We start from the raw sequence: 26,211 nt of genomic DNA, 5'->3' as shown, positions 1-26,211 counted from the left end.
AATACTTGAATTTAAGATGGTTAAAAGTTTTCTTATATCAAATCTACTATTTTTATTACTACGATACGTTAACTGATGTTTAATTTTGGATATATTTTCCTACTATCTGTTTTTTAGATGAAAAAAAATCCTGCAAAAACACAGATATAGGTGTCTTTGCAGGAAATTAATTATAATTAAACTATTTTAATTGATTATAATCTTTTTGTTGCTTGTTTTTGAACCTTGTATAATTCGAACAATATAAATTCCTCTTGGAAGATTATTTACTGTTATCGAAGAAGAACTGTTATTTTCTTTTGTGAATATTTTTTGTCCTAAAACAGATATTATTTCAATATTTGAAGTCTCGTTAGAATCTTTTAATTGAATTGTAAAATGACCATTTGATGGATTTGGATAAATTGAAAATGCACTAGAATCAAAATCTCCTGTTCCTAAATTAGCTATTGTATGGCTTCCTAATCCGTCACATTTGTCTTTTGCATAAACATCCCACTCTGTAGCTTTATTAAAAGTAGTATTCGGAGCAGAAACGGTTGGTTTTCTTCTTAAAGTTTCATCGATAGAAAAATTAGGAGCGCCACCATTAAAAGTTCCGATGATATCTATTAAAACATCATTTTTGAATAAACCAATTGGGTCATTTCCGTTAAATTGAAGTTCAGTAGCGCCACTTGATAAATTAGCATTTGCTGGATTATAACAAGTTAATGCTCCAAGATTGTAAGCAATAACATAAGAAGCTCCATGAGCTAAAGTTTCAGTAAGTGCCAATCCAGCAGGTGTTGTCCAAGCACCAGCGCCGTTACTTTGTTTTTTAATAGTGTATTGTGTTAAATCTACAGTACTTCCTGTGAAATTTGAAACCTCTAAATATTTGTTGTTTCCAGAACCTTCAATATATTCTGAAAAGAAAATTTCGTTACCAATTGTTCCGCCGCCTGTAGACTCAGTAGTACTTCCGCTAGCAGATGCGCTTGGAGTAGATAAGTTGTTTGAAGTGTCTTTTGCAATTACATAAAAAGAATAAGTTGTAGATGGCGTTAAACCAGCAACAGTTGCAGTTGTTCCAGTTTCGTTTTGTTTGAAAATTCCGTTTACATAAACAGCATAACCAGAAATTCCAACATTATCTATTGCAGCAGACCAGCTTAAACTAATTGTATTTGAAATACTTCCTGTAACAGCTAAATTTAATGGAGCACTTGGAGGAGTTACATCATCCGCTTCAGTTGCCCAAATCGCCTCTACATATTCTGGATGATCAATAAACGGATTTCTGTTGTTTTGACGATCATAAATTGCATTGTTTCTTGCAATTTCTCTTGCATTTACAGGATCTTGTTTGTGCCAAGCAATTAGCATACTTAAAAATGCAGGTGTAAAAACTTTGTTTGCAGTTCCATTAAACATTGGATAAGAATATCCTGCAATCGTATTTTCATAACGCGTTGCAAAGTAAAAATACATTCTGGCAATATCGCCTTTAAACTCATCAATTGGTTCAAAAACAGTTCCTGAATAACCAGAAACAGAACTAGAACCTAATCTGCTTCCGTTTAGAGAAGTGTAAGTTGCTGTGCCAACATTTCCGTGCGGATAATTAGAACGCATTCCGTTTACTTTTCCGTCTGTTGGAGTGATGAAATGTGCATCGGCTACCATTGGAGATTTTTCACTAAAAACAGATTGAGGAATAATATGTTCTCTATTGTAGCAATCGCCTTCTGCAGAATAATTACCACATCTTTGAGTAGTTGCGATGCTATAAGTATAAGGATCTGTTCCAGACGGATTTTCAGAATACATATCTAAAACGGTTCCGTCGTTTTCGTAAAAATTATCAATGTCTGATGTCGCATAAGTGGTGTAAAGACCACCATATCCGTTATCAGTATGTCCTTTAATAATGTTGTATAATTGCGTTTTTAAAGCGTAACCCGTTCCTGTTGCAGTATCATAATATCCTGTCGGAATTTGTGCAAAAGCAGAAGTAAGGACGAAAAAAAGTAAAACAAAATAGTTTTTTTTCATAAGCGAGTAGGTTGAGATCTGGAGAATCTTAAAAGTGTAATAATATTTTTTGCTAGAAATTTAATTCTTGGCAAGATTACAGTTTTAAAGAAATAAGGATGTTAAGCCATGATTATTTTTAAGATTCATAAAATTATAAAATCTTTAATCTCAACTTTTGACTTACTTCGGAAAATCTTGACTCTGATAAGCGCCCAAATCTGGCGGAGAAGTTCTTGTAATTCCTAAAATGTCGGTTGGAATCATAAAGACGGGATCTCCTTTCGCGAAAGCGGCAGAAGTTTTATCAATATTTAATTTGTTTTGAGACACATTATAAAACTTCGGATTTTCATTCAGAATTATATTCGTGTAATGTTCTGTGTCGGTCTTGAATTGATAATTAGGATCTTTAGTCGAACTGCTGAATTTCAGTAGACAATTATTTAATTGATAGACAAATGGCGCATTTGGATTTTTGTCCAAATTGAATTCGTTTGTAGCCGAACCATAAATAATACAATTATTAAAAATAGCATTGGTTAAAGGATTGGTTTCTGGAGTTGCTCCAGCTAAAGAGTTGCTTAAATTTACTGCAACTTGAGAACTGCTTGACCAATTGTTGTTAAAGGTGCAATGCGTAAAGTTGTAGTTTCCACCATAAACGCAGGATAGGGAAGCTAAACCAGCATAGTTTATGACAATATTGCTAGCAATAACATGAGTATCTCGAGCTAAAATTCCGTATTCGGCGCAATTATAAATTTGAGTGTTTTTAATTTCGAATGTATTATAGGGACTTTGCAAATCCAAACCAATAACCGCATTTTTCAAAGTTAAATGATTGATGGTATGATTGGCACTTCCATTAGAAAAAATAACCGATTTCCATTGCCCAGGAATATCAGAATAAAGTGATTCTAAACGATCGCCTTCAAAAATCACTTCGTTTTCAAGTTTATCAGTGGTAGAAGTTGTTCCATTAATTTGTAGAGAAGCATTATCACCAACATACAATCCAGAATTGGCATGAAAATGCACTCTTGCGCCAGCTTCAAAAGTTACGGTTTTAAATTCTGGAACTCCCGCATAGCCATAAATTACGTATGGTTTTTCATTTGTAAAAAGAAGTTCATTTCCGTTTGCAGGATCATTTTCGTTTAAATAAAATCCGTCAACATCTTTACCATCAATTTTAATTTTTTCTTTGGTTCCGTCGGGATTTTGATTTGGATATAAAAACACCGCATCTTGAATTAAAGTAACCAAAGCTACTTCTTGCAAATTTGCACCACTGTCAAACTGAATTTCGTCGGTATATAAAAAATCATCGGGATTCGCATCTTTAATATCTGCCGTGGTTTCTATAAAAATGTACAAACTGTCTTTTGCTAAAAGCGTAACATCTTTAAAAATTTTTCCATTGTTGCCTGTCATTCCATCAACAGTCATTCTATATTTAGAATCTAAACCTTTTTTGAATTGTACAATCGGAATCGAAATATCATTTTTACTCTGATTGTATATTTTCAATTGGTAAGTGCTTGAACCAATATTCTTAAAAACAGTATCTAAATAAACAGTGTCTTTCGAGAACTTTAAATTTCCAGAACTGGCAACAGTATCAAAATCGGTTCGGCAAGAACTGAAAGCTAGAATTAAACCAATAATGAAAAGTGCAAAGTATTGACGCATTTTAATATTTTTTTAGCCACGAATTCACGAATTTTTATTTGAATTAATTCGTGAATTCGTGGCGAATAAATTGTAGATAAAAAATCTTTTTAATTTGTGTAATCTGTGGCAAAAAAAAGCCAAAGATTGATTTTGATTGTTTTTGTAAAAATAGCAAAAAACTGACAAGTTCATAATTGATTTTTAATTTTAGAATCCAATTTTTAGATTTATGTCTTATCTTTCTTTAATTTTACGATTTTAAAGTTTATTTTAATGAATTATACAAAAGAGCAGATTTTAGCGCGCTGTAATGAGTTTTCTAAAAACACATTGATGGAAACGCTAAAAATAGAATATATCGATGCCGGAGAAGATTTTTTAACTGCAAAAATGCCTGTAAATCCAAGTGTTCACCAACCAATGGGATTATTGCACGGAGGCGCTTCTGTAGCTTTGGCAGAAAGTGTTGGGAGTGCGGCTTCTTTCTTTTTTATCAATCCTAAAGAACAGGAAGTAAGAGGTATCGAAATTTCGGCAAATCATCTAAAAAGTATTCGCGAGGGTTATGTTTTCGGAACAGCCCGAATTATTCACAAAGGAAGAAGTCTTCATCTTTGGGAGATCAAAATCACCGATGAAGCAGGAAATTTGGTTTCGCTTTGCAAATTGACGAATATGGTTTTGGATAGAAAGAAAAGCGAATAAATATGAATTCATTTTTCTTAAAAATTAAAAATCATAAAGAACAAAATTTACCCTTTGTACTTTATTCAAAACCCAATACAGAAAATTATGTTGGGATTTTACAGCAAAATAATATTTTAAATACCGTTTCGGATTATAGTGAAAAAGGATTTGTTTTTGCTTCTTTTGATGAAAAACAGCTCATCCTAATTCCTGAAAAGGAATCGGAAATTATTACGGTTCAAAAAGAAAAGACTTCATTTGAACCCATTGAAATTGACGATTTGAGTTTTGATGCCGAAGTTAAATTTCAATATGAATATCTAGTAGCGCAGGGAATTCAAGCTATTAAAAATGAAGAATTCAAGAAAGTAGTTTTATCACGAAGTGAAGAAGTTCCGTTGTCTGAATTTGATTTTATTGAAACCTTTCAGCACTTGGTTCAGCTATATCCAGCCACTTTCTGCTATTGTTTTTTTCATCCTAAAATTGGACTTTGGATGGGGGCGACACCAGAAAAACTGCTAAAAGCAAACGGAAATGTTTTTGAAACGATGGCTTTGGCAGGAACGCAAAAAGATAATCAAGAAGCAGAAATCGTTTGGCAGCAGAAAGAAAAAGACGAACAGCAATTTGTGACTGATTTTATCGTAAAAAGACTTCGAGAATTTACGGCTTCGGTTGTGGTTTCTGAGCCTTACAGTTTAAAAGCAGGATCGATCTGGCATATTAAAACAGATATTTCTGGGGTTTTAAAAGATAATTCGACTTTAGAAGAGGTAATAGATACGTTGCATCCAACACCTGCTGTTTGCGGACTTCCAAAAAAGAAATCGAAAGCATTTATTTTAGAAAATGAAAATTACGATAGAACTTTCTATACTGGTTTTCTAGGTGAATTGAACAGTACTTTTGAAGGAAATAATACTAGTTCTGATTTATTTGTAAATTTACGATGTATGCAGATTCAGGAAGATAAAGCGATTTTATACATGGGCTGTGGTATTACCAAAGAAAGTATTCCAGAAAAAGAATGGGAGGAAAGCGTCAATAAATCAATGACGATGAAACGGGTTTTGAGAAAATAGTTTATAAAATTGTTTCAAGTTTCAGGTTTCAAGTTTCACGTTCTGTTGACAACTTGAAACCTGAAACTTGAAACTTGAAACAAAAAAACAATGAAATTAGACATATTAGCCTTTGGGGCGCATCCAGACGATGTAGAATTAGGTTGCGCTGGAACCATTTTGAAAGAAGTTTCCCTTGGGAAAAAAGTAGGTATTGTAGATTTGACGCGTGGTGAATTAGGAACCCGAGGCACAGCAGAAACTAGAGATCAGGAAGCAAAAGATGCTGCAAAGATTTTAGGGGTTGTTGTGCGTGAAAATTTAGCAATGCGTGACGGATTTTTTGTTAATGACGAAAAGCATCAATTAGAAGTTATAAAAATGATCCGTAAGTACAAACCTGAGATTGTATTATGCAATGCAGTCGACGATCGTCATATCGATCACGGAAAAGGAAGCAAATTGGTTTCTGATTCTTGTTTTCTTTCAGGGTTAATGAAAATTGAAACATCAGTTGATGGAGTACCACAAGAATCGTGGAGACCTAAAGTGGTGTATCATTATATTCAATGGAAAAATCTAGAACCTGATTTTGTTGTAGACATTACAGGATTTGAAGAAAAGAAGGTTGAAGCGATTATGGCGTACAAAACTCAATTTTACGATCCGAATTCAAAAGAACCTTCGACGCCAATTACGAGTAAAAACTTTTTTGAAAGCTTAAATTATCGTGCGCAGGACTTAGGAAGGTTAGTTGGGAAAGATTTTGCAGAAGGTTTTACAGTTGAAAGGTGTTTGGCAGTCAATAGCTTAGATAATTTGATTTAATTTTTATGAAAATTTTTCATTTTTTTCTTTGTAGAACTCAACCTTTGTTCTATATTTGCACTCGCTAAGCAGAAAAATGGTGGTTGTAGCTCAGCTGGTTAGAGTAGCGGTTTGTGGTGCCGCGGGTCGCCGGTTCGAACCCGGTCAGCCACCCAGATTTAAAGCCTTGAAGAAATTCAAGGCTTTTTTTGTTTTCTGACGAAACAAAAAAAGTAAAATTCCAATAAAAAAATTCCAAATTCCAAAAGTAGAACAACTTGGAATTTGGAGTTTTTTTATTGGAATTTCATTAAAGAAAGCTTGAATTAAAAACTTAGTATTTCAAATATAGCCCACGGTTTCAACCGCGGGAACGATAAGGATATACGTTGTGGTAACGTTGCGTTCCAGCGGTTGAAACCGCTAGTTATGTTTTTATATGCTGATGAATAATTTAAGGAGAACAAGGATTTTTTTTGTAATTCTTTAGTTTTTCAATGGAATTAAAGATTGGAATTTGGAATTTTTTTTATTGGAATTTCATTAAAAAAGCCCAACTGCTAAGTTGGACTTTTTTTGGTGGTTATTATATTTGGTTTTATGTATTATCGAATTTCTTCAAATGTGTTTCCTTGATTTATATCTCCAGTTTTAAAACCTTTTTTAAACCAGTACATTCTTTGCTCTGAAGTTCCGTGAGTAAAAGAATCTGGAACAACGTGTCCTTGCATTTTGCTTTGTATTGCATCGTCTCCAACAGCATTTGCTGCACTTAAAGCTTCATCAATATCTCCAACATCTAGATCTTTTTGGTTATCATGCGCCCAAACTCCAGCATAAAAATCAGCCTGTAATTCTAATGCTACAGATAATTTATTAGCTTCGGCGTCACTTTTTCCTTGCTGCATCTGACGCATCTTAGAAGATGTTCCCATTAAAGTTTGAATGTGATGCCCAATTTCATGCGCAATTACATAAGCAATGGCAAAATCGCCTCCTTTCGCACCAAATTTAGTTTTTAATTCTTCAAAGAAATCCAAGTCCATATACACTTTGCGGTCACCTGGACAATAAAAAGGCCCCGAAGCAGATGATGCTCCACCGCAGGCAGTTTGTACAGCACCTTTAAAGAGAACTAATTTTGGTTTTTCGTATGTCATTCCATGCTCTGCAAAAATCTTAGTCCACGTATCTTCATTGTACGCTAACAAAGTTCTTACATAATTTCCCATTTCTTCGTCTTCCTTGCTTAATGGAGCTGCAGCTTCGGTCTGTTGGCCTTGTCCGCCTTGCATTTGTTCTAGTATTGGCGCTATTTGCTGACCTGTTTCGCCGCCAAAAACATTCAGAAGCAAAACGATGATCCCAATAACTCCTCCGCCAATTATTGCTTTTCCTCCACCAGAAATTGATCTTCTGTCTTCGACATTATCACTTTGCCTTCTTCCTTGCCATTTCATATTGAATTGTTTTTTAACTTGTTATTTAAAACGTTGTACGAATTTATAGATTTTTTATGATAAATTTTACAATTGAAACGTTTATGTTTTGTTGTCGGTCGCAGTTTTCAGTTTAAGATTGTTTGCTGAAACTGAAAACTGCGACCGAGACTGAAAACTAAAAATCACCCCAGCCATTTAACTAGTGCTTCTTCAACACTTCCTTTCATAATTGGTTTAGAAATGTAATCATCCATTCCGGCCGAAATACATTTGTTTCGTTCCTCTTTTTCCGCGCCTGCTGTAACAGCGATTATAGGAACATCACGGCCCTTCTTAGTGTTTCTAATTGCTTTTGCAGTTTCATAACCATTCATAATTGGCATTTGGATATCCATAAAAATAATGGTCGGATTAATTTTTTCAAATTGTTGAATGGCTTCGTATCCGTTTTCACATTCAAAAATGAAAGCATTATTATACAGGTTTTTTATAATTGTTTTAAGAAGAAGCATGTTTACTTTATTATCTTCTACAATTAAAAAGGTAATATTGTTGTCGTTTGTCTCAATTTCGTCGGCATCTAAGTTAATATTCAAACTTTTAAGCTCGGCATTGTATTTATCATTAATGCTGTGATTGCTTGTTTTTAAATTTAAATCAAAGAAAAAAGTACTTCCTTCGTCAATTTTACTTTCTAGCTGTAAACGGCTTTCCATTAAAGCAAGCAATTGGTTAGATATCGTTAAGCCTAATCCTGTTCCTCCAAATTTTCTTGTTGTTGAGCTGTCTTCTTGCAGAAAAGCTTTGAATATTTTTTTCTGATTTTTTTCAAGAATTCCAATTCCGGTATCAATTACAGCAAAACGGATAACGTAATGGTTGCCATGGTTCTTTTCTAAAACCGAAACGTTTAGTTTGATGGAACCTTCTGTTGTAAATTTAACCGCATTTGAAAGCAGGTTAATCAAAATCTGTTTGAGACGAACAATATCTGTCCAGATATATTTAGGAACATCGGGATCAATATTCAATTCGAGTTCCAGATTCTTTTTGTTAGACTCATAAACAATTAGATCGAAAACTTGCCCTAAGATTTTTTTTATGTCATATAAATCAATAAAAAGCTCTAGTTTTCCTGCTTCAATTTTTGAGAAATCCAAAATATCATTTATAATTTCAAGAAGGGAATGAGCCGATTGGTTAATCGTGGTCATATATTTTTCTTGAATTTCCTCCAAATCCGTTTTCATTAATAAGTGTGTAAAACCAATAATTCCGTTTAGAGGAGTTCTAATTTCGTGCGACATATTAGCCAAGAAGTCCGATTTTGATTTGTTTGCAGCTTCAGCAAGCTGTTTGGCTTTTATCGCATCTTCTATTTCTTTTTTACTTGTAATATCAAAATAGATTCCGCCCACAAATTCAATTTCATCGTCTCGCTTAATTACATCTCCAAATTCTTCTATCCAAATAAATTCGCCACTTTTGCGCTGAATGCGATACACGTTATGTAAAGGCATTCCGTGCTGTAGATTATCGATTTGATTGTTAATTACTTCTTCTTTATCATCAGGATGAATTAACGATAGAAAAGACAAATTATTTTCAATGAATTCAGATTTTGAATATCCGGTAAGATTTAAAACTTCATCGTTTAAGAATATTTTGGTCGAGAAAGCATCAAATTTTGATAAATAAACAGTTCCAGGAATATTGTTTGCAATCAGTTTAAATTTCTCTTCGCTTTCAATAATTTTAGTTTCATTTCGGTTTCTTTCTAACGCCGATGAAATATTATTTGCCAATACCTGAAAGATATTTATTTCATCTTCAGTCCATTTTCTTTCGGTTGTACAATCATCAAAACCAATAAAGCCTGTAAAAAGATCATTAATATAAATAGGTAAAATTAAGATAGATTGTATTTCATTGTCAATGAGAAGTTTTTTGAAAAAACCTTCATTAAGATTTCTTGTAAATATATTTAGGATTTTTCTTTGTGATGCCACATCATATATTTCTTGAAGATTTTGTTCTGTCATATGATGCAAAGGGGTAATTTGATGGACAACCCCCTCTCGTGACCATTTATATTTTTGGCTTACAGTATTATAGATTACATCTTTTTCGTAATAATACATATGATCTACTTTGGCTGCTTTTCCAATAATATTGAACGTTTCCTGAAACATTTGATGAGTCGTTTTGCTGAGCAGAAACTTCTCTGTGCATAAAGAAAGTGCAGATAAAAGCTGGCTTTTAAGTTCCAATTTTCTTTCTGCCTCTAAACGCATTTGTGAAGAAATGGCAAGAGAAATTACATCTGATATGGTTCTCGCATAATTAATGTCCTCATTGTCCCATTCTCGCTTTTGTTCTGTACTTTCAAAACAAGCAACACCTGCTAATTGCCCTGTTAAAAAAATAGGTACATCTAGCATTGATTTGATGTTGTTTTTTGTAAAATAAAGCTTTTGAAACTCAGATGTTTCCAATTTGTTGAATACATCTGGTGCGTTAATAATTGCCTTATTGTTTAAGGTTTCAAAATAAATAGGATAGGACTCTTTATTTAGAATGTTTTTGTCGCTTAAACTTTGATTGTCAAGACTAAAAAGATTTTTACAGGTAATTAAATCATTGTCATATTTCCAAAAGCTTACTCGGTTAGTGTTGCTTATAGAAGCCGCTTCTTTTAATATTAAATCGATAACAGTGTTTAATTCGTCGTACTTGCTAAAATCTGTTGTTGATAATTTTTTGGTTGAATTATTATAAGCTTCAATTTTTTTAAGGCGTCTTTTTTTCTCGTTTTCGATGTTTTTTTTCTCGGTAATATCTCTTGCAATTCCAGAGAAACCAATTGTTAATCCTAATTCATTTTTACGAACAATAATTTTTTGAGACATCCATATTTCGTCACCATTTTTCTTCAAAATAGGAATTTCAATAATGGGATAATTATTTTCATTAAGAACCAAATTTTCGTAAAAATCTACAGCACTATTGATGTAATTATCATGAATAAAATTGGAATAATGCTTTTTGATTATTTCGTTTTGAGAATATCCAAGAGCAGAAATACCAAATTCATTTATAAAAGTAAAATGACCTTCTGCGTCTATTTCAAAAATAATATCGGTGGCCGTTTCGATTAGGTTTTTGTATTGATCCTGAACAATAACTTGTTCGGTAACATCTTGTCCAATGCTAATAATTAAATCTTCTGAAAACTTTTTGTCTTTCCACTGAATGTATTTGTATTCGCCGTTTTCAGTTTTTAATTTTCTAATATAAAGTTTGTTTTCTTGGTCTCTAACAGGATTGAATTTTTCTTCTGATTCTAGATCTTGGGTTAATTCCCAGAATTTCAATCCCATAACCTGATCGGGCTGGTATCCTAAAATAGGAGTTACGGTTTCGCTGCAGAAAAGTATTTCGCCTTTTTGATTGGAAGCTATTGTAAGTGAATTTCCTTTATGGACAATTTCGTTTGCAAATCTAAAATTGTCGCGATTGTTTAATAAAACGGCATATTTTACTTGATTTATGATAAAAATTAGAATGCAGAAATTAAGTAATAAGATGGAAGATTTTATTGGAATAAATTGAAATGCTAGCGTCGTAATTAGAAAGGTAAACGTTAAAGCAACGAAGGCCCAATAAATCTTTATGGGTTTAAGGATGTTGTACGAAAAGAAAAAAGAAATAAGGAAAACAATAATAGGTACGACATCATTTTTTAGTGTAATAATGTTGTAGGCGACGTAACTGATGTAAATAAAAAAGCTGGAAATAAAAAGCTGCTGGATTTTATCTCTTATCCATTTAATTTTTTCGGTTATCGTATAAATGATAAGTACCAAAACCCCAATTGAAACATTTACAATTAAGAGGCTTTTGGGTCTTATTTTGAAAATTTCGTTTATTATTTCGATTACAATTACCGCAATACCAAAAAACAAGATATAAAGCTGGTATTCTCTTCCAACAGCATCTTGTTCTTTTTTCTTTTCGATGAAATATCCAATTTTAGCTTTAATTCTAAAAAACTGATAAACCAAGAGCGAAAGGAAAGCAAAAAGTGATAAGCCTAAAACAAAAAGTTTATGGTTGTTGTAGTAAATGATATCGGAATTAAAAACATACCATCCAGTCATAATTGATTCTAAGGTACTCCCAACAGTGGAAATTCCTGAAATAACCGAATTGAAAAAACTATAGTTTGCGACCATAGAATTTGGGGTATGTTGGTTTAGTAAATAGCCTTTTGAAAATTCTTAAAAGAAGTGGTTAAGTTCTCGGTAAATAAGAATTTTCGGTTTTAATCTACATTGTATTTCCCGATTGAATCAATTGAATCTTCTTCCTCAGATTGTGTCCCAAAAATGGCGAAATAAGTCGCATAAATCATAGAGCTGTTAAAAACAACCGTAAATATGACTCCGACGCAACAGCCAATAAAACCAACCATTGAACCAAGGAAACCTATGATAAAAAAAGCAAATATGTTAAGCGGATTTTTTGTAACGATAATTAGGCTAGATTTTATAGCATCTATTGCTTTAAGGTTTCCAAAAACAATCAGTGGAATGGAAAGGTACATAAAGTAAGAAACCATAAACGAAATAATATTTCCAACAAATACGATTCCTGAGCTTTCGATTAAATTAGCAATCGCAGTTCCTAAAATTGCTGGAATAAAAGCTGCAACAAAAATTTGTGCAAAATAGGGTGCTTTGTAATAAGTGAAAATAGTGGAAACATTGAACTCAATATCTTTGTCTGCAGAATCGGCCATTTTTAGGAAACCAGCACCAAATGGAGCAGTAATTCCTGCCACGACTGAAACAGCAACAGTTTGAATTACGAGTTGAATTGAAGTGAATTGTTGGTTCTCGAAATTTTGGATAAAATCTTTTGTCATCGCCTCGGCTCCAAAATAGGCAATCATTATACCCATAAAAGCGACGGCTGCAATAATTGAAAAAACTAGGATGATAAGTCCAGAGTAAAGCGCTATTTTTTTATAATTTTCGAAAGCGTGATTAAAAACTGTAGCAAAATCAAGGGAAAAGCCATTTTTTTTAATGTCCTCAATTTGGTTAAGTGTAGATTTCATTTTTATGTAAGATTGTTTTATAGACTTGTAATATTTGAAAGGTATCTTGACGTAAATATAATATTTTTAATCAATTCCGTATAAAAATCTACAAAACATTCCTAAATGTTTTTAACTGCTGTTATAGCCAGTCTAAAATTCGTTTTATGGGACCCAATTTGTCTTTGTAAGGAGCGTAGCGCATAGGTAAATCAAGCCAATTTCCTTTTTTTACAATTGCTTTATGGTGAGAAAATGTGTCGAAGCTTCGTTTGCCATGATAAGCACCAATTCCGCTATATCCAACACCGCCAAAAGGCAGTCTATTGTTAGAAAAATGAATAACGGTATCGTTGATACATCCCCCTCCAAAAGAGTATTTTGAAATTAATTTCTTTGCAAATGAATTATTTTCGCTAAAAATGTAAAATGAAAGAGGTTTCTCATAACGACTCACAATATTTTCGATGTCATTTTCATTTTCGTAAACAAGAATCGGCAAAATAGGACCAAAGATCTCTTCTTTCATAACCGCACTGTCCAAATCTGGTTCCTCAAGAAGAGTAGGCGCAATATAAAGTTCGCTAGCATTGCTTTCTCCGCCAAACAAAATGTGCTCACCTTGAATCATATTGGTCAAACGATACCAATTTTTTGTATTTATAATTCTTGCAAAATCAGGAGATTTGTCAATTTTCTTTCCATACGCTTTTAGGATTTCTTCAATCATATAAGAAATGAAATTGACTTTCATGTTTTTCTGAATTAGAATATAGTCGGGTGCAATGCAAGTTTGTCCTGCATTGATAAATTTTCCCCATACAATTCGTTTGGCGGCCAGTTTTAAATCGGCTGTTTCATCAATAATGCAAGGGTTTTTTCCGCCTAATTCAAGAGTAACGGGAGTTAAATTTTCAGCTGCCGCTTTTGCAACAATTTTACCAACAGCAACGCTTCCTGTAAAAAAGATATAATCCCAGCGCTGCGCCAATAATTTATTAGAAACATCAACACCGCCTTCAAAAACTTCTACGTGATTAATGTGAAATGTTTTTTCTATAATTTTTGCAATTATGGCAGAGGTATGAGGTGTAAGTTCAGATGGTTTTAAAACGACTCTATTTCCTGCAGCAACTGCAGCGACGAGAGGACACAAAGCAAGCTGAAAAGGATAATTCCAAGGAGCAATGATTAATACATCTCCATAAGGTTCTTTGTAAAGATAATCGGAAGAGGGAAAATTAAGCAGAGATGGAAAAACGCGTTTTGGTTTTGCCCATTTACTCAGGTTTTTAATCGTATCCTTAAGTTCTGAAATAACGTAATTAGTTTCGGTTAAAACAGCCTCAAACTCTGGTTTTTTAAAGTCATCATATAAAGCTTTTATAATTAAATCTTCGCTTTTCTGAATATTATATAATAACTTTTTTAGAGTCTCCTTTCGATATCTGATGTCGCTTTTAAAGTCCATTTTTCGATTTTCTTGATTTTTTCTCTATGCAAGTTAATCGATAAAAATTAATAAATTAACAATTAAATCATAAAAATCAGACAGCATTCCAAATAGGATCATCTGGAGTAGGGGCAATAATTGTGATATTCTCTTTTGAAACAGGATGGACAAAAGTTAGTTTTCGGGCATGAAGATGGATTCCTCCATCGGGATTGCTTCGGTCTGCGCCATATTTTAAATCTCCTTTAATTTGCGATCCGATTGCACTTAATTGTGCACGAATTTGATGATGACGACCCGTATGCAAATTGATTTCCAGAGCAGTATAATTCTGAAGTTCTTTAATTATAGTGTAATCTAAACTGGCTAATTTGCTGTCTGGAACTTCTTTTAAATGCGCTTTTGAAGTGTTATTTTTTTCGTTTCTTTTTAAATAATGAACCAATTTTGCTTTTTCGTCTTTTGGTTTATTTTTCACAACAGCCCAATATGTTTTTTGGGTTTCGCGATTACTGAACAATTCATTCATACGCGATAAAGCTTTGCTGGTTCTAGCAAAAACAACAATTCCGGTTGTAGGTCTATCTAGACGATGAATAACACCCAAGAAAACATCTCCAGGTTTGTTGTATTTGGCTTTAATATATTCTTTCACAACATCAGACAAAGGTTTATCGCCCGTTTTATCACCTTGCACAATATCACCCACACGTTTGTTGACCACAATAATATGGTTGTCTTCGTGCAGAATTTGGAGATTGTTTTTGTCTGAAATAATTTTCATATTAGACTTACTTAGATTTTTAGACATGCTTAGACTTCTTAGATGTTGTCTTATATTTTTTGATTTTATAATAATGTAGCTCTAAATCGGGATGTCATTTTGGTGATTTCTTCCAATAAATCAATTAATTCAGATGTATTTTCTTCATTTATAAATCCTAAATCAGATGAAATTAAAAGTTGCGTTTCGACTTCATATGCTGATCCAATAGCAATTTCTAAAAATCGAGCAAAATCTTTATTTGAATTTCTTGAAGAACCCTCTGCAATATTAGAAGGAATTGATACTGCAGCTCTTCTTAGTTGATTGATTATTCCAAATTTTTCTTCACTAGGAAATGTGGCTGTTATAGAATAAATTTTAGAACAAAACGATCTGCTCTTCTTCCAAATCAAAAGCTCTTTAAATTGATGCATAGCTTAATTTAGTTAGTAATTTTTTTAAGAGCCTAAATTTCAAAAATTAGACTTCTTAGAGTTTTAGCGATTAAATAAATTTAAGCACAGATCTAAGAAGTCTAAGTATGTCTAAAAATCTAAGCCAGTCTGGACTTAGTATTGTTCCTTTTCGTTCGGGAAATCACTAGCCTTAACATCTGCAGCGTATTGACCAATTGCTTTAGTCATTTCGTCATAAAGATTTAAGTAGCGACGTAAGAAACGAGGGCTGAATTCATTGTTCATTCCCAACATATCGTGAATTACTAAAACCTGACCGTCAACACCGCCTCCAGCTCCAATTCCGATTACTGGAATCGAAATGCTTTCAGCTACTTTTTTAGCCAGATCTGCTGGGATTTTTTCTAAAACAACAGCAAAACATCCCACTTTTTCAAGCATTTGAGCATCTTCAATCAATTTTTCAGCTTCTTCTTCTTCTTTAGCGCGAACACTGTAAGTTCCAAATTTGTAGATAGATTGAGGTGTTAAGCCTAAGTGCCCCATTACAGGAATACCAGCATGTAATATTTTTTTAATGGATTCTTTAATTTCTTTTCCGCCTTCTAATTTTACAGCATGAGCCCCACTTTCTTTCATAATTCTGATAGAAGAACGCAAAGCTTCTTTTGGGTCAGATTGGTAACTTCCAAAAGGCAAGTCAACTACAACTAAACCTCTTTCTACAGCGCGAACTACAGAAGAAGCATGATATATCATCTGATCTAAAGTAATTGGCAAAGTCGTTTCGTGACCAGCCATTACATTTGATGCCGAATCACCAACTAAAATTACATCGATACCAGCGGTATCAACAATTTTTGCCATTGTATAATCATACGCAGTAAGCATAGAGATTTTCTCTCCGTTGCTTTTCATTTCAATTAATGACTTTGTTGTGATTCTTTTATAATCTTTTTTTGCTACTGACATTTTAATGTTTTTTTGATGTTGTAAAAGTATTGAATAATTGTAAAAAGGGAATTAGCAATTATAGAATATTTCGAGAGAAAATGGTTTTCGGTCTTTAAATTCTAATAGAAATTGACTGTTTTCCATTACAATAAAGTAATTGTGTAGTAATTTTTGAGATTTTTTGACAGAGATTAAAGGTTTTAAGAAGGATTTTTCATCAGTCCAAAAAACCTTTGATCTTTGGCAATAATTATTTTAAGTTTTAGCAATCAGCCATGTTTACAGCAATTGCAAGACCTCCTTCAGAAGTTTCTTTGTATTTTGAATTCATATCTTTTGCTGTTTCCCACATGGTGTTAATCACTTTGTCTAATGGAACTTTAGCATTTTTAGAATCGGTTTCTAAAGCTAATTCAGCAGCGTTTATGGCTTTAATGGCACCCATTGTATTTCTTTCAATACATGGAATTTGAACTAAACCGCCAATAGGATCGCAGGTTAAACCTAAATGATGTTCCATGGCAATTTCAGCAGCCATAAGAACCTGCGCAGGTGTTCCGCCCATTAATTCGCAAAGAGCAGCCGCAGCCATTGAAGACGAAACGCCAATCTCAGCTTGACATCCGCCCATTGCTGCAGAAATAGTAGAACCTTTTTTAAAGATACTTCCAATTTCACCAGCCACCATCAAAAATTGTTTGATTTCTTTTTCGCCTGCATTATGGTTTTCAATAACCATGTAGTACATTAAAACAGCAGGAATAACACCCGAACTTCCGTTGGTAGGAGCAGTAACCACACGGCCTAAAGAAGCATTTACTTCATTAACGGCAAGTGCAAAACAGCTTACCCATTTTAAGATTTGACGGAATTTAACTTCCGTTTTTCTAATTTCTTCCAACCAGCTTTGCGGATCAGTATAATTAGATAATCCAATTAAGTTTTGGTGCATATCAAAAGCTCTTCTTCTTACGTGAAGTCCGCCTGGAAGAATTCCTTCAGAATGACAACCAATATACATACATTCCAACATCGTATTCCAAATACGCATTAATTCCGAATGCACTTCGGCTTCTGGACGCATCGAAATTTCATTTTCGTATACAATTTCAGAAATCGATTTGTTTTCAGTAACGGTATAATTTAATAATTCTGCTGCGTTTTGAATGGGATAAGGAAAGGCACATTTTATAACCTCTTTCAGTTTGGCATTTGTACGTTCTTCTTTTACCACAAAGCCACCACCTATAGAATAAAAAGTCGATTCGTATTCTGAATCGTCAGATTGGTAAGCCGTAAATTTCAGTCCGTTTGCGTGAAACGGAAGAAAGTCTTTATTAAAAACAATGTCTTGAAGAAAAAAGAACGGAATCACTTTTTGGTTGCCCAAATGGATTTCGTTTGTGGTTTCGATTTTTTTAATAATTCCTGCAATATCCTCTACAGGAATATATTCAGGATCTTGTCCGCTTAATCCTAGCATTACAGCAAGGTCTGTTGCGTGGCCTTTTCCAGTTAAAGAAAGCGAGCCATATAAATCGACTTTTACCCTTGTAATATCGTCTAAAATTGCTTCTTCTTTCAGTTCTTCTAGAAAGCGTTCAGCAGCGCGCCAAGGACCCAAAGTGTGTGAGCTTGAAGGGCCAACGCCAATTTTAAGCATATCAAAAACAGAGATACATTCTTCCATTGTTCATTTTTTGTTAAGACAAAGATAATCGAATAATGCAATGATGATTTCTTTTTTAATGTTAATCTTGCGTATTTGTTAAAATAAATATTAAAATTTAATAATTCGGCAACGAAATAAATTTAAAACCTTAATATGCACTTTCCGTAAAAAGTTCGTGTTTTTTAGGTATTTTTGTAAAAGAACGACTTGTATTACTCGAGTCTTTATTATTAATACTTCATGGATTTTGTTTTAATTCTGAAAACGTCTTTTTACAAATAATAATGCCACAAGAAGATAAAGTTACCCTATGATAGAATTTTTCAGACATCTATTACAAGAATTCGAATTACCACTAAGCAATCCAGTATTGATTTTTTCATTAATACTATTTATAATCCTGCTTTGTCCCATTTTACTAAAAAAAATAAATATTCCTGGAATCATCGGACTTATTATTTCTGGTGTTATCATTGGTCCGCATGGCTTAAATATTCTGGCAAAAAACTCTGCAGTAGATTTATTTTCTACAATCGGGCTTTTGTATATTATGTTTATTGCAGGTTTAGAATTGGATATGAACGAGTTTAAAGCCAATAGAAACAAGAGTTTGCTCTTTGGCTTTTTTACCTTCATTCTTCCGCTTTCAATAGGATTTCCTGTTTGTTTTTATTTGTTGAAATATGATTTTAATGCGAGTTTCTTGACAGCAAGTATGTTTGCTACACACACTTTGGTCGCGTATCCGATTGTGAGTAAATTAGGAATTGCTAAAAATCAAGCTGTTGCCATTACGGTTGGAGGAACTATTTTAACAGATACTGCCGTTTTGATTATTCTGGCAGTAATTATGGGAAGCAGTCAGGGAAATCTAAATCAGGCATTTTGGGTTAAATTGATCATTTCATTAGCAATTTTCTCTGCTATTATGTTTTTGATTATACCTCGTGTAGCAAAATGGTTTTTTAAGAAATTAGAAAGTGAAAAACACGCGCATTATATTTTTGTGCTTTCTGTCGTTTTCTTTGCCGCCTTTTTGGCTGAAGTAGCAGGAGTAGAGCCCATTATTGGAGCTTTCGTTGCAGGTTTGGCTTTGAATCCGCTGATTCCGCATTCTTCAGCTTTGATGAACAGAATTGAATTTATGGGGAATTCTTTATTTATTCCGTTTTTCTTGATTTCTGTGGGAATGCTAGTGGATGTAAGCGTTATTTTGAGCGGACCAACAGCTTTAATAGTGGCAGGAACATTGAGCGTTGTAGCCATATTTGGAAAATGGATTGCAGCGTTTTTTACTCAAATTGTTTTTAAATATACCCGAACAGAAAGACAGCTTATTTTTGGATTGAGCAGTGCGCACGCTGCGGCAACTTTGGCTGTAATTTTGGTCGGATTTAAAGCTAAAATATTAGATGAAAATATCTTAAACGGAACGATTATCCTAATTCTGATTACCTGTATTGTTGCTTCTTTTGCGACTGAAAAAGCAGCAAAGAAAATTGCCATCTGCGAAGAAGAAATTTCACATGAAGACGCAGACAGAGATCAAATCTTAGACGAACATATTTTGATTCCGTTGGCAAAATCGTCTGCTGCGGCAAGTTTATTGGATTTTGCGCTTTTGATTAAAGATAAAAAATCATCAAATCCGGTTACTTTATTGACGATTGTTCCAAACAATAATCAGGCGGAAAAGAACATTTTAAAATACAGAAAAGCCGCCGACAAATTTGTAATTCAAGGATCGGCTTCAGAAGTAAAAATTAATACTATTGCCAGAATCGATCACAATCCTGCTAGCGGAATTGCAAGAACTTCTAAAGAAATCATGTCGGATATCGTGATTGTCGGCTGGCCAAGAAAGACCGGATTTATTGATAAAATCTTTGGAGAAAATGTAGATTCGATTATCAATAATGTAGATAAGACTTTGTTTATCTGTAGGTTTCAAAAGAATTTTATTGAAGAAAAAAGACTGGTTTTCATTTGTCCGCCATTTTCAGAAAGAGGAATTGGTTTTCATTTGCTAATGCAAAAAGTGAGCCGTTTGGCACAGGAATTAAGTATTCCGATTGTGATTTACGGCGAAGAAAAAACCTATCAGGCTATTCAGCAGATTGCTTCTCATTTAAAACTGAACAGCAAATTTGGCTTTAAAAATGTTTCGGATTGGGAAGATTTTGAAAGCATTTCTGGTGAAATAAAACCAACCGATTTGGTAGTTGTCAATTTATCTCGAAAAGGGTCTATTTCCTATCAGTCTATCTTTGATAAATTGCCAACGAAGTTTGAAAAATATTTCGACAGCAATAATGTAATGCTTGTTTATCCTCAAGACGATAGAAAAGAAAGTGCAATGGATGCTTACGAAGATTTTACTGCATCGCCTTTGGCAAAAGGTATCGAAGCCATAGAACAAATTGGACGTGGTTTGGGAAGTATTTTGAAGAAAAGCTAAAATCCAATCTTCATGAAAATCGCAACTATTTTGCCTGTTTTGGCTTTCGCTTTTATTGCTGTAAATTGTAATAAAGTAAAAGAAGAGACGAAATCAAATTCTGAAATTTCTATTAAAAGTAATAGCATTGCAAAACCCATAAAAAAAGAATTGCCTGAGAATTTTGATGAGTTCAATAAAAAATTCCATTCTGATTCTCTTTTTCAAGTTTCAAGAGTTGATTTTCCGATAGAGGGAAAACATGTTTCTGGTTTTGAGCAATACAATTGGACAAGAAAGAATTGGGAATTTCAAGTAATTCCTGTTGCTGAAAAAACAGAAATTGAAGAATACCTGCATTCACTAGTAAAAACAGACACTTTAATCACAGAAAGATTTTGGATTCCAGATAGTGGTTTTGAAGTAGAAAGACAATTTAAACTGATCGGTAATAAATGGTTTTTAATTTATTATAACGACATAAATCTATAGTACATGAATCACGGAGCTAAATCTATCCGACCTTTTATAGGTGCTAAGAACTTTGAAATCGCTAGAAGTTTTTATCGCGATTTAGGATTTGAAGAAACGGTTTTAGAATCAAATTTTTCAGTTTTTAAAACAGGAGAAATCGCTTTTTATCTTCAAGATTACTACGATAAAAATTGGATTGAAAATACTATGATTTTTCTGGAAGTGGATAATGTCGAACGTTATTACAGCGAACTTTTAGCTCTAAATCTTCCTTCAAAATATGAAGGAGTAAAACTGACTCCAATAAAATATTTAGATTGGGGAAGCGAATGTTTTTTGCACGATCCGTCTGGAGTTTTATGGCATTTTGGGAAGTTCAAGTAATAGTTTTTTCTCACTCAAAAACCTTGTTCTCCATTTCATAAATGGCTTCTCAATTATTTGATGTAACAAATATGCGGCTGCAACAGAGGTAATAATGCAAATTAACATTGAGATTGTACTACTTGTATCAATGCTTAAAGAAGCGAGAAATTCCTGCGTAATATGAATAATTCCTTTGTGCGTTAAATAAATTCCATACGAAAGCCCTGCAATAAAACTAGTGGTTTTAGAATTCCATTTGTATAAAACGCTTTCCGGAGATATTGCGCCCATAACCACAAAACCATAGCCGAGTCCAATTACTGGAAATCCGAAAAGCGATGCGTAAAAAGATCTTTCTTCGATGCAAAGAATATAAGCAGCAAATAATATTAGAAGTCCAATAATCAGTAAAAGATTTCCATATTTCGAGATTTTATTCCATAATTCAGGAAGAAATTGATAGAGGGCAGCAATTGAAACTCCAATCAAAAGCCCGTCCAAGCGATTGTATGTTGGGTAGTAAATATATTTGTACCAATAAAGCCAAGAATTATCATTTTCAATAATTGGAATATATAATTTTTCCCAGCTATAGAATCGAAAAACAAATCCTAACAAGACAAAGATAATCAGCAGCCAATATGATTTGCTGAAGAATTTCGTGTTGAGTAAAAAGTACAGAAATAGAGGTAAAAGAAGATAAAAATGTTCTTCTACACAAAGTGACCAAGCATGTGAAAATGTACCAAAATCTTGAAGGTTTAAATCAAAATTTTGAGTAAAAGTGAGAAGTTTCCATAAAGAAGGAAGCGCTTCTCTTTCTCTTAAAAAAGGAAAAAGATAATAGATTGCTGTGACGAACCAAAAAGCAGGCAGAATTCTAAAAAAGCGTTTTACAAAAAAGTCTTTAAACGAAATTTCGATGCCATTTTTAATTTGAAAAAACAGCTGAGAAGAAATTAGAAAACCGCTTAAAACAAAAAACAAATCGACTCCTGTCCAGCCAAATTTAGCAATTGCAGGAAGCCATTCTGGATAATCAAAAAAGGGAACTTGATAGTGAAATAAAAAAACAAAACAGATTGCAAAAGCACGTAAATGATCTAGTCCGTAAAGTTTTTTATCCACCGTTGTAAGTTTGTATAATTTGGTTATTTTGAACTCAAAGGTAGAAGTATTTGTAAAGCTTAAAACTCGAAAATAGAAGTTTTATTAACAAAATTTATTCTGGTTTCAAGTAAATCATCTCAAACAAAAATCACCCAAAACTCGCGTTGTATTTTTACGCTGATACCAGTCATTGTAAACCAATTCTAAATTTTTAACTTCGAATTCTCCGAAATCATAATCACGAAATTTTGCTGCTATTTCTATTAGTTTTTTCGGGTCATGAAGTTTTTCTTGAAAACGCATTATAGTTGAATGGGCTGTTGATATAGAATAACGGCTATCGATGCTTTGCTGTAATCCTGAATTTTTGAAATTTTCGCGAAGTCTATTTCTTAAATTATTCAGTGTTTCGTCGCTTGGAAATCCTTGTATCATAATTGCCGAAGGAGAAGCAGTTATGCCTTTGTAATGAATTTTTATTTTCTCTACATCAACAAGACTTCGGCAGATTACCTCGATATATTCATTTGTTGAAATCTGATCTAAGGTAAAAGCTGAAGAACAAGAAATAATCGACATAATGGTAATATGAATGTCTGAATCTGGGTAAAAATATTGCTCAGGTTCGGCTTTTTTTAATTCATTAATGAAAGTCTGAATATTAGCTTTAGTTTCATCATTTGGGCGAATAAGTAACGTGATTCCAAAACGAGAATCAGATTCATTTTTAAGTTCAGAATCAATAGCATATTTGCCTGCTGAAATGATTTCAGAAGATGTTTTGTAAAGTTGATCGTAATGTTGGATTAAATTCATTGTGGTTTATTTCTTTTTTGCTTTTTCCAGATTTTCTTTGACTCTAAATTTGACAATTTCAGTAATCAAGTCATAAGGCATTGCTTCTTTTAAAGGAAATTGAACAGATCCTTTTCCAGATTTATATTTACAAAGTTTTTCTGCAAAAGCAGCGTGTCCGCTTGGTAATGCATAAAGTCCAATATGGTTTTTAAAAGCCGCAAAATAAACAACAATTCCGTTCTGTTCAAAAGCTGGCATCGAGTAACTGATTTTTTCTTTGGCATCTGGCGCCGCCTTCTGAATCGTCATTCTAACTTTCTCCAAAATTTCCTGAACATCATTTGGGAATGCTCCAATGTATTGGTCTATATTTTCAGGTTTCTTTGTTTCCATTTTTTTTATTTTTTCAAGTTCCTATTGGAGTACAAAATTTAAAAAAGTGTCTTTCATTTTTACCGCAAAGTTCGCTAAGGTATTTTAATTAAGAACCTTAACAGAATCTATATTTTAAGTTCGCAAAGCTTTGTGTAGATAACGCTTTGCGAACTTTTCATTTTAATAATTCTTAAAAAAAACTTAGCGTACTTTGCGTAACCTTTGCGCTCTTTGCGGTTAAATTTTTAACGCAAAGTACGCTAAGGTTTTTTAATTGCTAGATCAATCAGAATTTATATTTTAAGTTCGGAAAGCTTTATCTACACAAAGCTTTGTGAACTTTTCATTTTAATGATTCTCAAAAAAACTCCGCTTACTTTGCGTAAAATCTTTGCCAACTTTGCGTTAAAAAATTTTACGGTTAAATCTCGACTAAGCAAGTCCTTTAGGAAAGCGATCCAATACCAAATTCAATTGTAAATTATGCTCTAAATATGCTTTGGCTCCAGCCAAAACCAAAGTAAAACCCTCAGTCGAATTACGAACCTGATCGATTATTTTATCGGTATCTCCATGAAAACCAGAATTGGTGATACTCACAAAAGTTTCATTTTCATTCAACGGACTAAAAACCCATTCGACCAAAGTGATTTCATCTGGATTTCCCCATTCAATTACAATCTTTTTGTTTTCCTGAAGAACAAGTGTCGTAACCGAAAGCGAAAAACCATACATTTCCCAAGTCCATTCTGTTTTTTGATTTTCTTCTAATTTTCCAGATCCCTTTGTAAACCAAAATTTACTTGTAATATGAGGATCAATAAAAGCCTGAAAAACTTCTGAAACAGGTTTTCTTATCAGCATTTCGGACTTTGCATATTTGTTGTTTTCTGTTTTCATTTTTTGTTGGTGAGATGTTGTTTGTGAAATGTAAAATGTAAAAAAAGCTTCGTTTGTCATTTCGACGAAGGAGAAATCACACGCGATGATCTACAACGATTGGCGACATTCTGTAACGAGCTACTTGCGGAGATTCCTCGTTCCTCGGAATGACAAGATTGGGTTTATAACTGATACGTTTTTTCGAACCTCTAAATTTAATAAAAAAAATCCACACAAGTTTTTACCTGCGTGGACTTTATAATCTACAATCTGCGATCTACAATCTGCAATCTAAATTTATTCTCTAATTGTGGTTTTATCATGTAGTGCTATTTCTGCAATTTCATCTTTTCGTTTAAAGCTTACGCCTTGATGTTGCTGCATATATTTTATGAGATCGTTTGCTGCTTTTACCATTTGCGGAGTTCCTCCAATACGGTCATGAAAACTAATTGACATTTGTCGGCGTTGTGTTTCACTTTCGGCATATAATTGGTCAAATTCCATTTTGACCTGCTGAAAGAATTGATCTGACGAAAAGTTTTTCCCTTCAATCAAAACAATATCATTACATCGAAGTGTATACGGAACGACTGCAAAATCTTTATTCTTTACCTGAATAATAAAAGGTTCATCACGGCTAAGATCATCGATATGATATTTAAAACCAAGTTCCTGTAAAATATCCAGAGTATTTTGTCCTCGGCGTAACCAGTTGGCATTGTAACCAACAGGAGTAAAGCCTGTGACTTTTTTTATGGCATCGACACCGTCTTTTATAAACTTTTTTTCTTCGTCATACGGCATAGTGTATTGCGTGCTCCAGCTCATTCCGTGCGCGGCGGCTTCGTGGCCTCTTTGTACAATTTCTTTGGCCAGTTCAGGATTTTTTAAAACGGCGGTTCCAACCATGTGCGAAGTAACTTTTACACCCAATTTATCCCAATTGTCCAACATACGCGGAATACCTTCTTTATATCCATATTCGTACCAGGTTGCAGAAGGAAGATCTATAAAACCTTTTTGTATATTTTGAGGAAAGGGACTTTCGGCATTTTGAGGTTGTCCGCCAGCTTCAAATTGCATGGAGATCGAAACCACTAATCTAGAACCATCTGCCCATTTTGTTTTTTGTGGGACGAAAAGAGGTGCATTTTTTGAAACTTCCGAAAAGGTTTCAATGGGATTTATCATTCCAACCATTCCAATGATTCCAGTTTGCTTAATAAAATTTCTTCTTGAACTCATGATGTTTATTTTTTAATTAAAGTATCAATTGCCCAGCTGTTGTAATCTGCAAAATGCAAAAGCAAAGCAAAAAAAGCGATGTGAATTAATTGTGACGGAATAGCTTCCCAGTTCTCAATCATCGAAGTGCCAAATAATAAGATGAGCATAACGACTGCTCCTGCAATTAAAGAGGATTTAGTAAAGATGCCTAATAATAAGAAAAGGCCAATTGCAAATTCGGCTATAGGAAGAATGTAACTAAATGGTGTTACGATGATTTTAGGCAGCATCGAATTTTCAAAGCTGCCAACCATCCAATTACTGAAAGAGGCTAGTTTTGGCAGACGGACTAATCCGTGGCCAAACATACTGATTGCGATTGCAAGACGTAATAATAAAAATGAGGTTGTTTCCATATTGATGTGATTTTATAGCACAAAGTTGCAGATAACGTCCTTTTAAAATTTGTACAATCTTTGGAATA

General features: G+C 33.5%; 22 protein-coding genes and 1 tRNA gene. 7 read left to right on the top strand and 16 right to left on the bottom strand.

Annotated features, from left to right (window positions below):
* Window positions 1-186: 186 nt before the first annotated feature.
* Window positions 187-2,037: an endonuclease gene (locus tag NCC77_RS18145; RefSeq protein WP_250836861.1), complete on the bottom strand. Its 1,851-nt coding sequence runs from the start codon at window positions 2,035-2,037 to the stop codon at window positions 187-189.
* A gap of 162 nt (window positions 2,038-2,199) precedes the next feature.
* Window positions 2,200-3,711 (bottom strand): hypothetical protein, encoded by a 1,512-nt coding sequence (locus NCC77_RS18140; RefSeq protein ID WP_250836860.1) that lies wholly within the window; start codon window positions 3,709-3,711, stop codon window positions 2,200-2,202.
* Between the two features lie 255 nt (window positions 3,712-3,966).
* Between NCC77_RS18140 and NCC77_RS18135 the strand changes: the two genes are divergently transcribed.
* The 4 genes from NCC77_RS18135 (at window position 3,967) to NCC77_RS18120 (ending at window position 6,425) form a co-directional block, all read left to right on the top strand.
* Window positions 3,967-4,398, top strand: a complete 432-nt coding sequence (locus tag NCC77_RS18135) for a PaaI family thioesterase (protein ID WP_095928875.1) — start codon at window positions 3,967-3,969, stop codon at window positions 4,396-4,398.
* A 2-nt stretch (window positions 4,399-4,400) separates the two neighbouring features.
* Window positions 4,401-5,465: a chorismate-binding protein gene (locus tag NCC77_RS18130; RefSeq protein ID WP_250836859.1), complete on the top strand. Its 1,065-nt coding sequence runs from the start codon at window positions 4,401-4,403 to the stop codon at window positions 5,463-5,465.
* A gap of 90 nt (window positions 5,466-5,555) precedes the next feature.
* The gene (gene bshB1 / locus NCC77_RS18125) at window positions 5,556-6,272 is read left to right on the top strand and encodes a bacillithiol biosynthesis deacetylase BshB1 (protein WP_250836858.1); all 717 of its coding nucleotides are present in this window, start codon (window positions 5,556-5,558) and stop codon (window positions 6,270-6,272) included.
* A gap of 79 nt (window positions 6,273-6,351) precedes the next feature.
* Window positions 6,352-6,425 (top strand) — tRNA-His (locus NCC77_RS18120).
* Window positions 6,426-6,856: 431 nt separating this feature from the next.
* Here NCC77_RS18120 and ypfJ read toward each other — a convergent pair.
* The 8 genes from ypfJ to NCC77_RS18080 all read right to left on the bottom strand — a co-directional run bounded on the left by ypfJ (window position 6,857) and on the right by NCC77_RS18080 (window position 18,073).
* Window positions 6,857-7,711, bottom strand: a complete 855-nt coding sequence (gene ypfJ / locus NCC77_RS18115; protein ID WP_095928872.1) for a KPN_02809 family neutral zinc metallopeptidase — start codon at window positions 7,709-7,711, stop codon at window positions 6,857-6,859.
* A gap of 164 nt (window positions 7,712-7,875) precedes the next feature.
* The gene (locus NCC77_RS18110) at window positions 7,876-11,928 is read right to left on the bottom strand and encodes a PAS domain S-box protein (RefSeq protein ID WP_250836857.1); all 4,053 of its coding nucleotides are present in this window, start codon (window positions 11,926-11,928) and stop codon (window positions 7,876-7,878) included.
* A gap of 89 nt (window positions 11,929-12,017) precedes the next feature.
* Window positions 12,018-12,815: a DUF2189 domain-containing protein gene (locus NCC77_RS18105; RefSeq protein ID WP_250836856.1), complete on the bottom strand. Its 798-nt coding sequence runs from the start codon at window positions 12,813-12,815 to the stop codon at window positions 12,018-12,020.
* Window positions 12,816-12,936: 121 nt separating this feature from the next.
* Entirely contained in the window at window positions 12,937-14,265 is a 1,329-nt protein-coding gene (locus NCC77_RS18100; RefSeq protein WP_250836855.1) for an aldehyde dehydrogenase, read from the bottom strand.
* Window positions 14,266-14,341: 76 nt separating this feature from the next.
* Window positions 14,342-15,031, bottom strand: coding sequence for an RluA family pseudouridine synthase (locus NCC77_RS18095; protein WP_250836854.1), 690 nt, complete (start codon window positions 15,029-15,031; stop codon window positions 14,342-14,344).
* A 65-nt stretch (window positions 15,032-15,096) separates the two neighbouring features.
* Window positions 15,097-15,447 carry a four helix bundle protein gene (locus NCC77_RS18090; protein ID WP_248727635.1) on the bottom strand — a complete coding sequence of 117 codons (351 nt, stop codon included), beginning with the start codon at window positions 15,445-15,447 and terminating at the stop codon, window positions 15,097-15,099.
* Between the two features lie 135 nt (window positions 15,448-15,582).
* A complete protein-coding gene (panB, locus tag NCC77_RS18085) occupies window positions 15,583-16,401 on the bottom strand; it encodes a 3-methyl-2-oxobutanoate hydroxymethyltransferase (RefSeq protein WP_095928867.1) in 819 nt (272 codons plus the stop codon).
* 244 nt (window positions 16,402-16,645) lie between these two features.
* Window positions 16,646-18,073 (bottom strand): L-serine ammonia-lyase, encoded by a 1,428-nt coding sequence (locus NCC77_RS18080; RefSeq protein ID WP_250836853.1) that lies wholly within the window; start codon window positions 18,071-18,073, stop codon window positions 16,646-16,648.
* Window positions 18,074-18,365: 292 nt separating this feature from the next.
* On the opposite strand from NCC77_RS18080, the gene NCC77_RS18075 reads away from it, so the two are divergent.
* The 3 genes from NCC77_RS18075 to NCC77_RS18065 are packed head-to-tail and all read left to right on the top strand — an operon-like array spanning window position 18,366 to window position 21,350.
* On the top strand, window positions 18,366-20,513 hold the full coding sequence (locus tag NCC77_RS18075) for a cation:proton antiporter (protein WP_250836852.1): 2,148 nt from the start codon (window positions 18,366-18,368) through the stop codon (window positions 20,511-20,513).
* 12 nt (window positions 20,514-20,525) lie between these two features.
* Entirely contained in the window at window positions 20,526-20,984 is a 459-nt protein-coding gene (locus NCC77_RS18070; protein WP_250836851.1) for a DUF4348 domain-containing protein, read from the top strand.
* Between the two features lie 3 nt (window positions 20,985-20,987).
* Window positions 20,988-21,350, top strand: a complete 363-nt coding sequence (locus NCC77_RS18065) for a VOC family protein (protein ID WP_250836850.1) — start codon at window positions 20,988-20,990, stop codon at window positions 21,348-21,350.
* On the opposite strand, the gene NCC77_RS18060 is transcribed toward NCC77_RS18065, so the two are convergent.
* From NCC77_RS18060 to NCC77_RS18035, 6 genes are all read right to left on the bottom strand, one after another.
* Complete coding sequence (locus tag NCC77_RS18060; RefSeq protein WP_250836849.1) at window positions 21,324-22,460, bottom strand: acyltransferase family protein; 1,137 nt, start codon at window positions 22,458-22,460, stop codon at window positions 21,324-21,326. The two genes, NCC77_RS18065 and NCC77_RS18060, sit on opposite strands and share 27 nt — an antisense overlap.
* A 114-nt stretch (window positions 22,461-22,574) precedes the next feature.
* A complete protein-coding gene (locus NCC77_RS18055; protein WP_250836848.1) occupies window positions 22,575-23,258 on the bottom strand; it encodes a 2'-5' RNA ligase family protein in 684 nt (227 codons plus the stop codon).
* Between the two features lie 6 nt (window positions 23,259-23,264).
* A complete protein-coding gene (locus NCC77_RS18050; RefSeq protein ID WP_250836847.1) occupies window positions 23,265-23,633 on the bottom strand; it encodes an iron chaperone in 369 nt (122 codons plus the stop codon).
* 414 nt (window positions 23,634-24,047) lie between these two features.
* Window positions 24,048-24,515 (bottom strand): SRPBCC family protein, encoded by a 468-nt coding sequence (locus tag NCC77_RS18045; protein ID WP_250836846.1) that lies wholly within the window; start codon window positions 24,513-24,515, stop codon window positions 24,048-24,050.
* A gap of 279 nt (window positions 24,516-24,794) precedes the next feature.
* The gene (locus NCC77_RS18040; RefSeq protein WP_250836845.1) at window positions 24,795-25,745 is read right to left on the bottom strand and encodes a polysaccharide deacetylase family protein; all 951 of its coding nucleotides are present in this window, start codon (window positions 25,743-25,745) and stop codon (window positions 24,795-24,797) included.
* Between the two features lie 5 nt (window positions 25,746-25,750).
* Window positions 25,751-26,143 carry a DoxX family protein gene (locus NCC77_RS18035; protein ID WP_250836844.1) on the bottom strand — a complete coding sequence of 131 codons (393 nt, stop codon included), beginning with the start codon at window positions 26,141-26,143 and terminating at the stop codon, window positions 25,751-25,753.
* Window positions 26,144-26,211 lie beyond the last annotated feature (68 nt).

The sequence above is a fragment of the Flavobacterium tyrosinilyticum genome, assembly GCF_023656565.1.
GTDB lineage: Bacteria > Bacteroidota > Bacteroidia > Flavobacteriales > Flavobacteriaceae > Flavobacterium > Flavobacterium tyrosinilyticum.
This window is presented reverse-complemented; position numbering and strand designations above follow the sequence as displayed.

Bases quoted from the DNA above. Each gene is read 5' to 3' on its own strand.
- NCC77_RS18145 (WP_250836861.1), bottom strand. From the start codon at position 2,037: ATGAAAAAAAACTATTTTGTTTTACTTTTTTTCGTCCTTACTTCTGCT.
- NCC77_RS18140 (WP_250836860.1), bottom strand. From the start codon at position 3,711: ATGCGTCAATACTTTGCACTTTTCATTATTGGTTTAATTCTAGCTTTC.
- NCC77_RS18135 (WP_095928875.1), top strand. From the start codon at position 3,967: ATGAATTATACAAAAGAGCAGATTTTAGCGCGCTGTAATGAGTTTTCT.
- NCC77_RS18130 (WP_250836859.1), top strand. From the start codon at position 4,401: ATGAATTCATTTTTCTTAAAAATTAAAAATCATAAAGAACAAAATTTA.
- bshB1 (WP_250836858.1), top strand. From the start codon at position 5,556: ATGAAATTAGACATATTAGCCTTTGGGGCGCATCCAGACGATGTAGAA.
- ypfJ (WP_095928872.1), bottom strand. From the start codon at position 7,711: ATGAAATGGCAAGGAAGAAGGCAAAGTGATAATGTCGAAGACAGAAGA.
- NCC77_RS18110 (WP_250836857.1), bottom strand. From the start codon at position 11,928: ATGGTCGCAAACTATAGTTTTTTCAATTCGGTTATTTCAGGAATTTCC.
- NCC77_RS18105 (WP_250836856.1), bottom strand. From the start codon at position 12,815: ATGAAATCTACACTTAACCAAATTGAGGACATTAAAAAAAATGGCTTT.
- NCC77_RS18100 (WP_250836855.1), bottom strand. From the start codon at position 14,265: ATGGACTTTAAAAGCGACATCAGATATCGAAAGGAGACTCTAAAAAAG.
- NCC77_RS18095 (WP_250836854.1), bottom strand. From the start codon at position 15,031: ATGAAAATTATTTCAGACAAAAACAATCTCCAAATTCTGCACGAAGAC.
- NCC77_RS18090 (WP_248727635.1), bottom strand. From the start codon at position 15,447: ATGCATCAATTTAAAGAGCTTTTGATTTGGAAGAAGAGCAGATCGTTT.
- panB (WP_095928867.1), bottom strand. From the start codon at position 16,401: ATGTCAGTAGCAAAAAAAGATTATAAAAGAATCACAACAAAGTCATTA.
- NCC77_RS18080 (WP_250836853.1), bottom strand. From the start codon at position 18,073: ATGGAAGAATGTATCTCTGTTTTTGATATGCTTAAAATTGGCGTTGGC.
- NCC77_RS18075 (WP_250836852.1), top strand. From the start codon at position 18,366: ATGATAGAATTTTTCAGACATCTATTACAAGAATTCGAATTACCACTA.
- NCC77_RS18070 (WP_250836851.1), top strand. From the start codon at position 20,526: ATGAAAATCGCAACTATTTTGCCTGTTTTGGCTTTCGCTTTTATTGCT.
- NCC77_RS18065 (WP_250836850.1), top strand. From the start codon at position 20,988: ATGAATCACGGAGCTAAATCTATCCGACCTTTTATAGGTGCTAAGAAC.
- NCC77_RS18055 (WP_250836848.1), bottom strand. From the start codon at position 23,258: ATGAATTTAATCCAACATTACGATCAACTTTACAAAACATCTTCTGAA.
- NCC77_RS18050 (WP_250836847.1), bottom strand. From the start codon at position 23,633: ATGGAAACAAAGAAACCTGAAAATATAGACCAATACATTGGAGCATTC.
- NCC77_RS18045 (WP_250836846.1), bottom strand. From the start codon at position 24,515: ATGAAAACAGAAAACAACAAATATGCAAAGTCCGAAATGCTGATAAGA.
- NCC77_RS18040 (WP_250836845.1), bottom strand. From the start codon at position 25,745: ATGAGTTCAAGAAGAAATTTTATTAAGCAAACTGGAATCATTGGAATG.
- NCC77_RS18035 (WP_250836844.1), bottom strand. From the start codon at position 26,143: ATGGAAACAACCTCATTTTTATTATTACGTCTTGCAATCGCAATCAGT.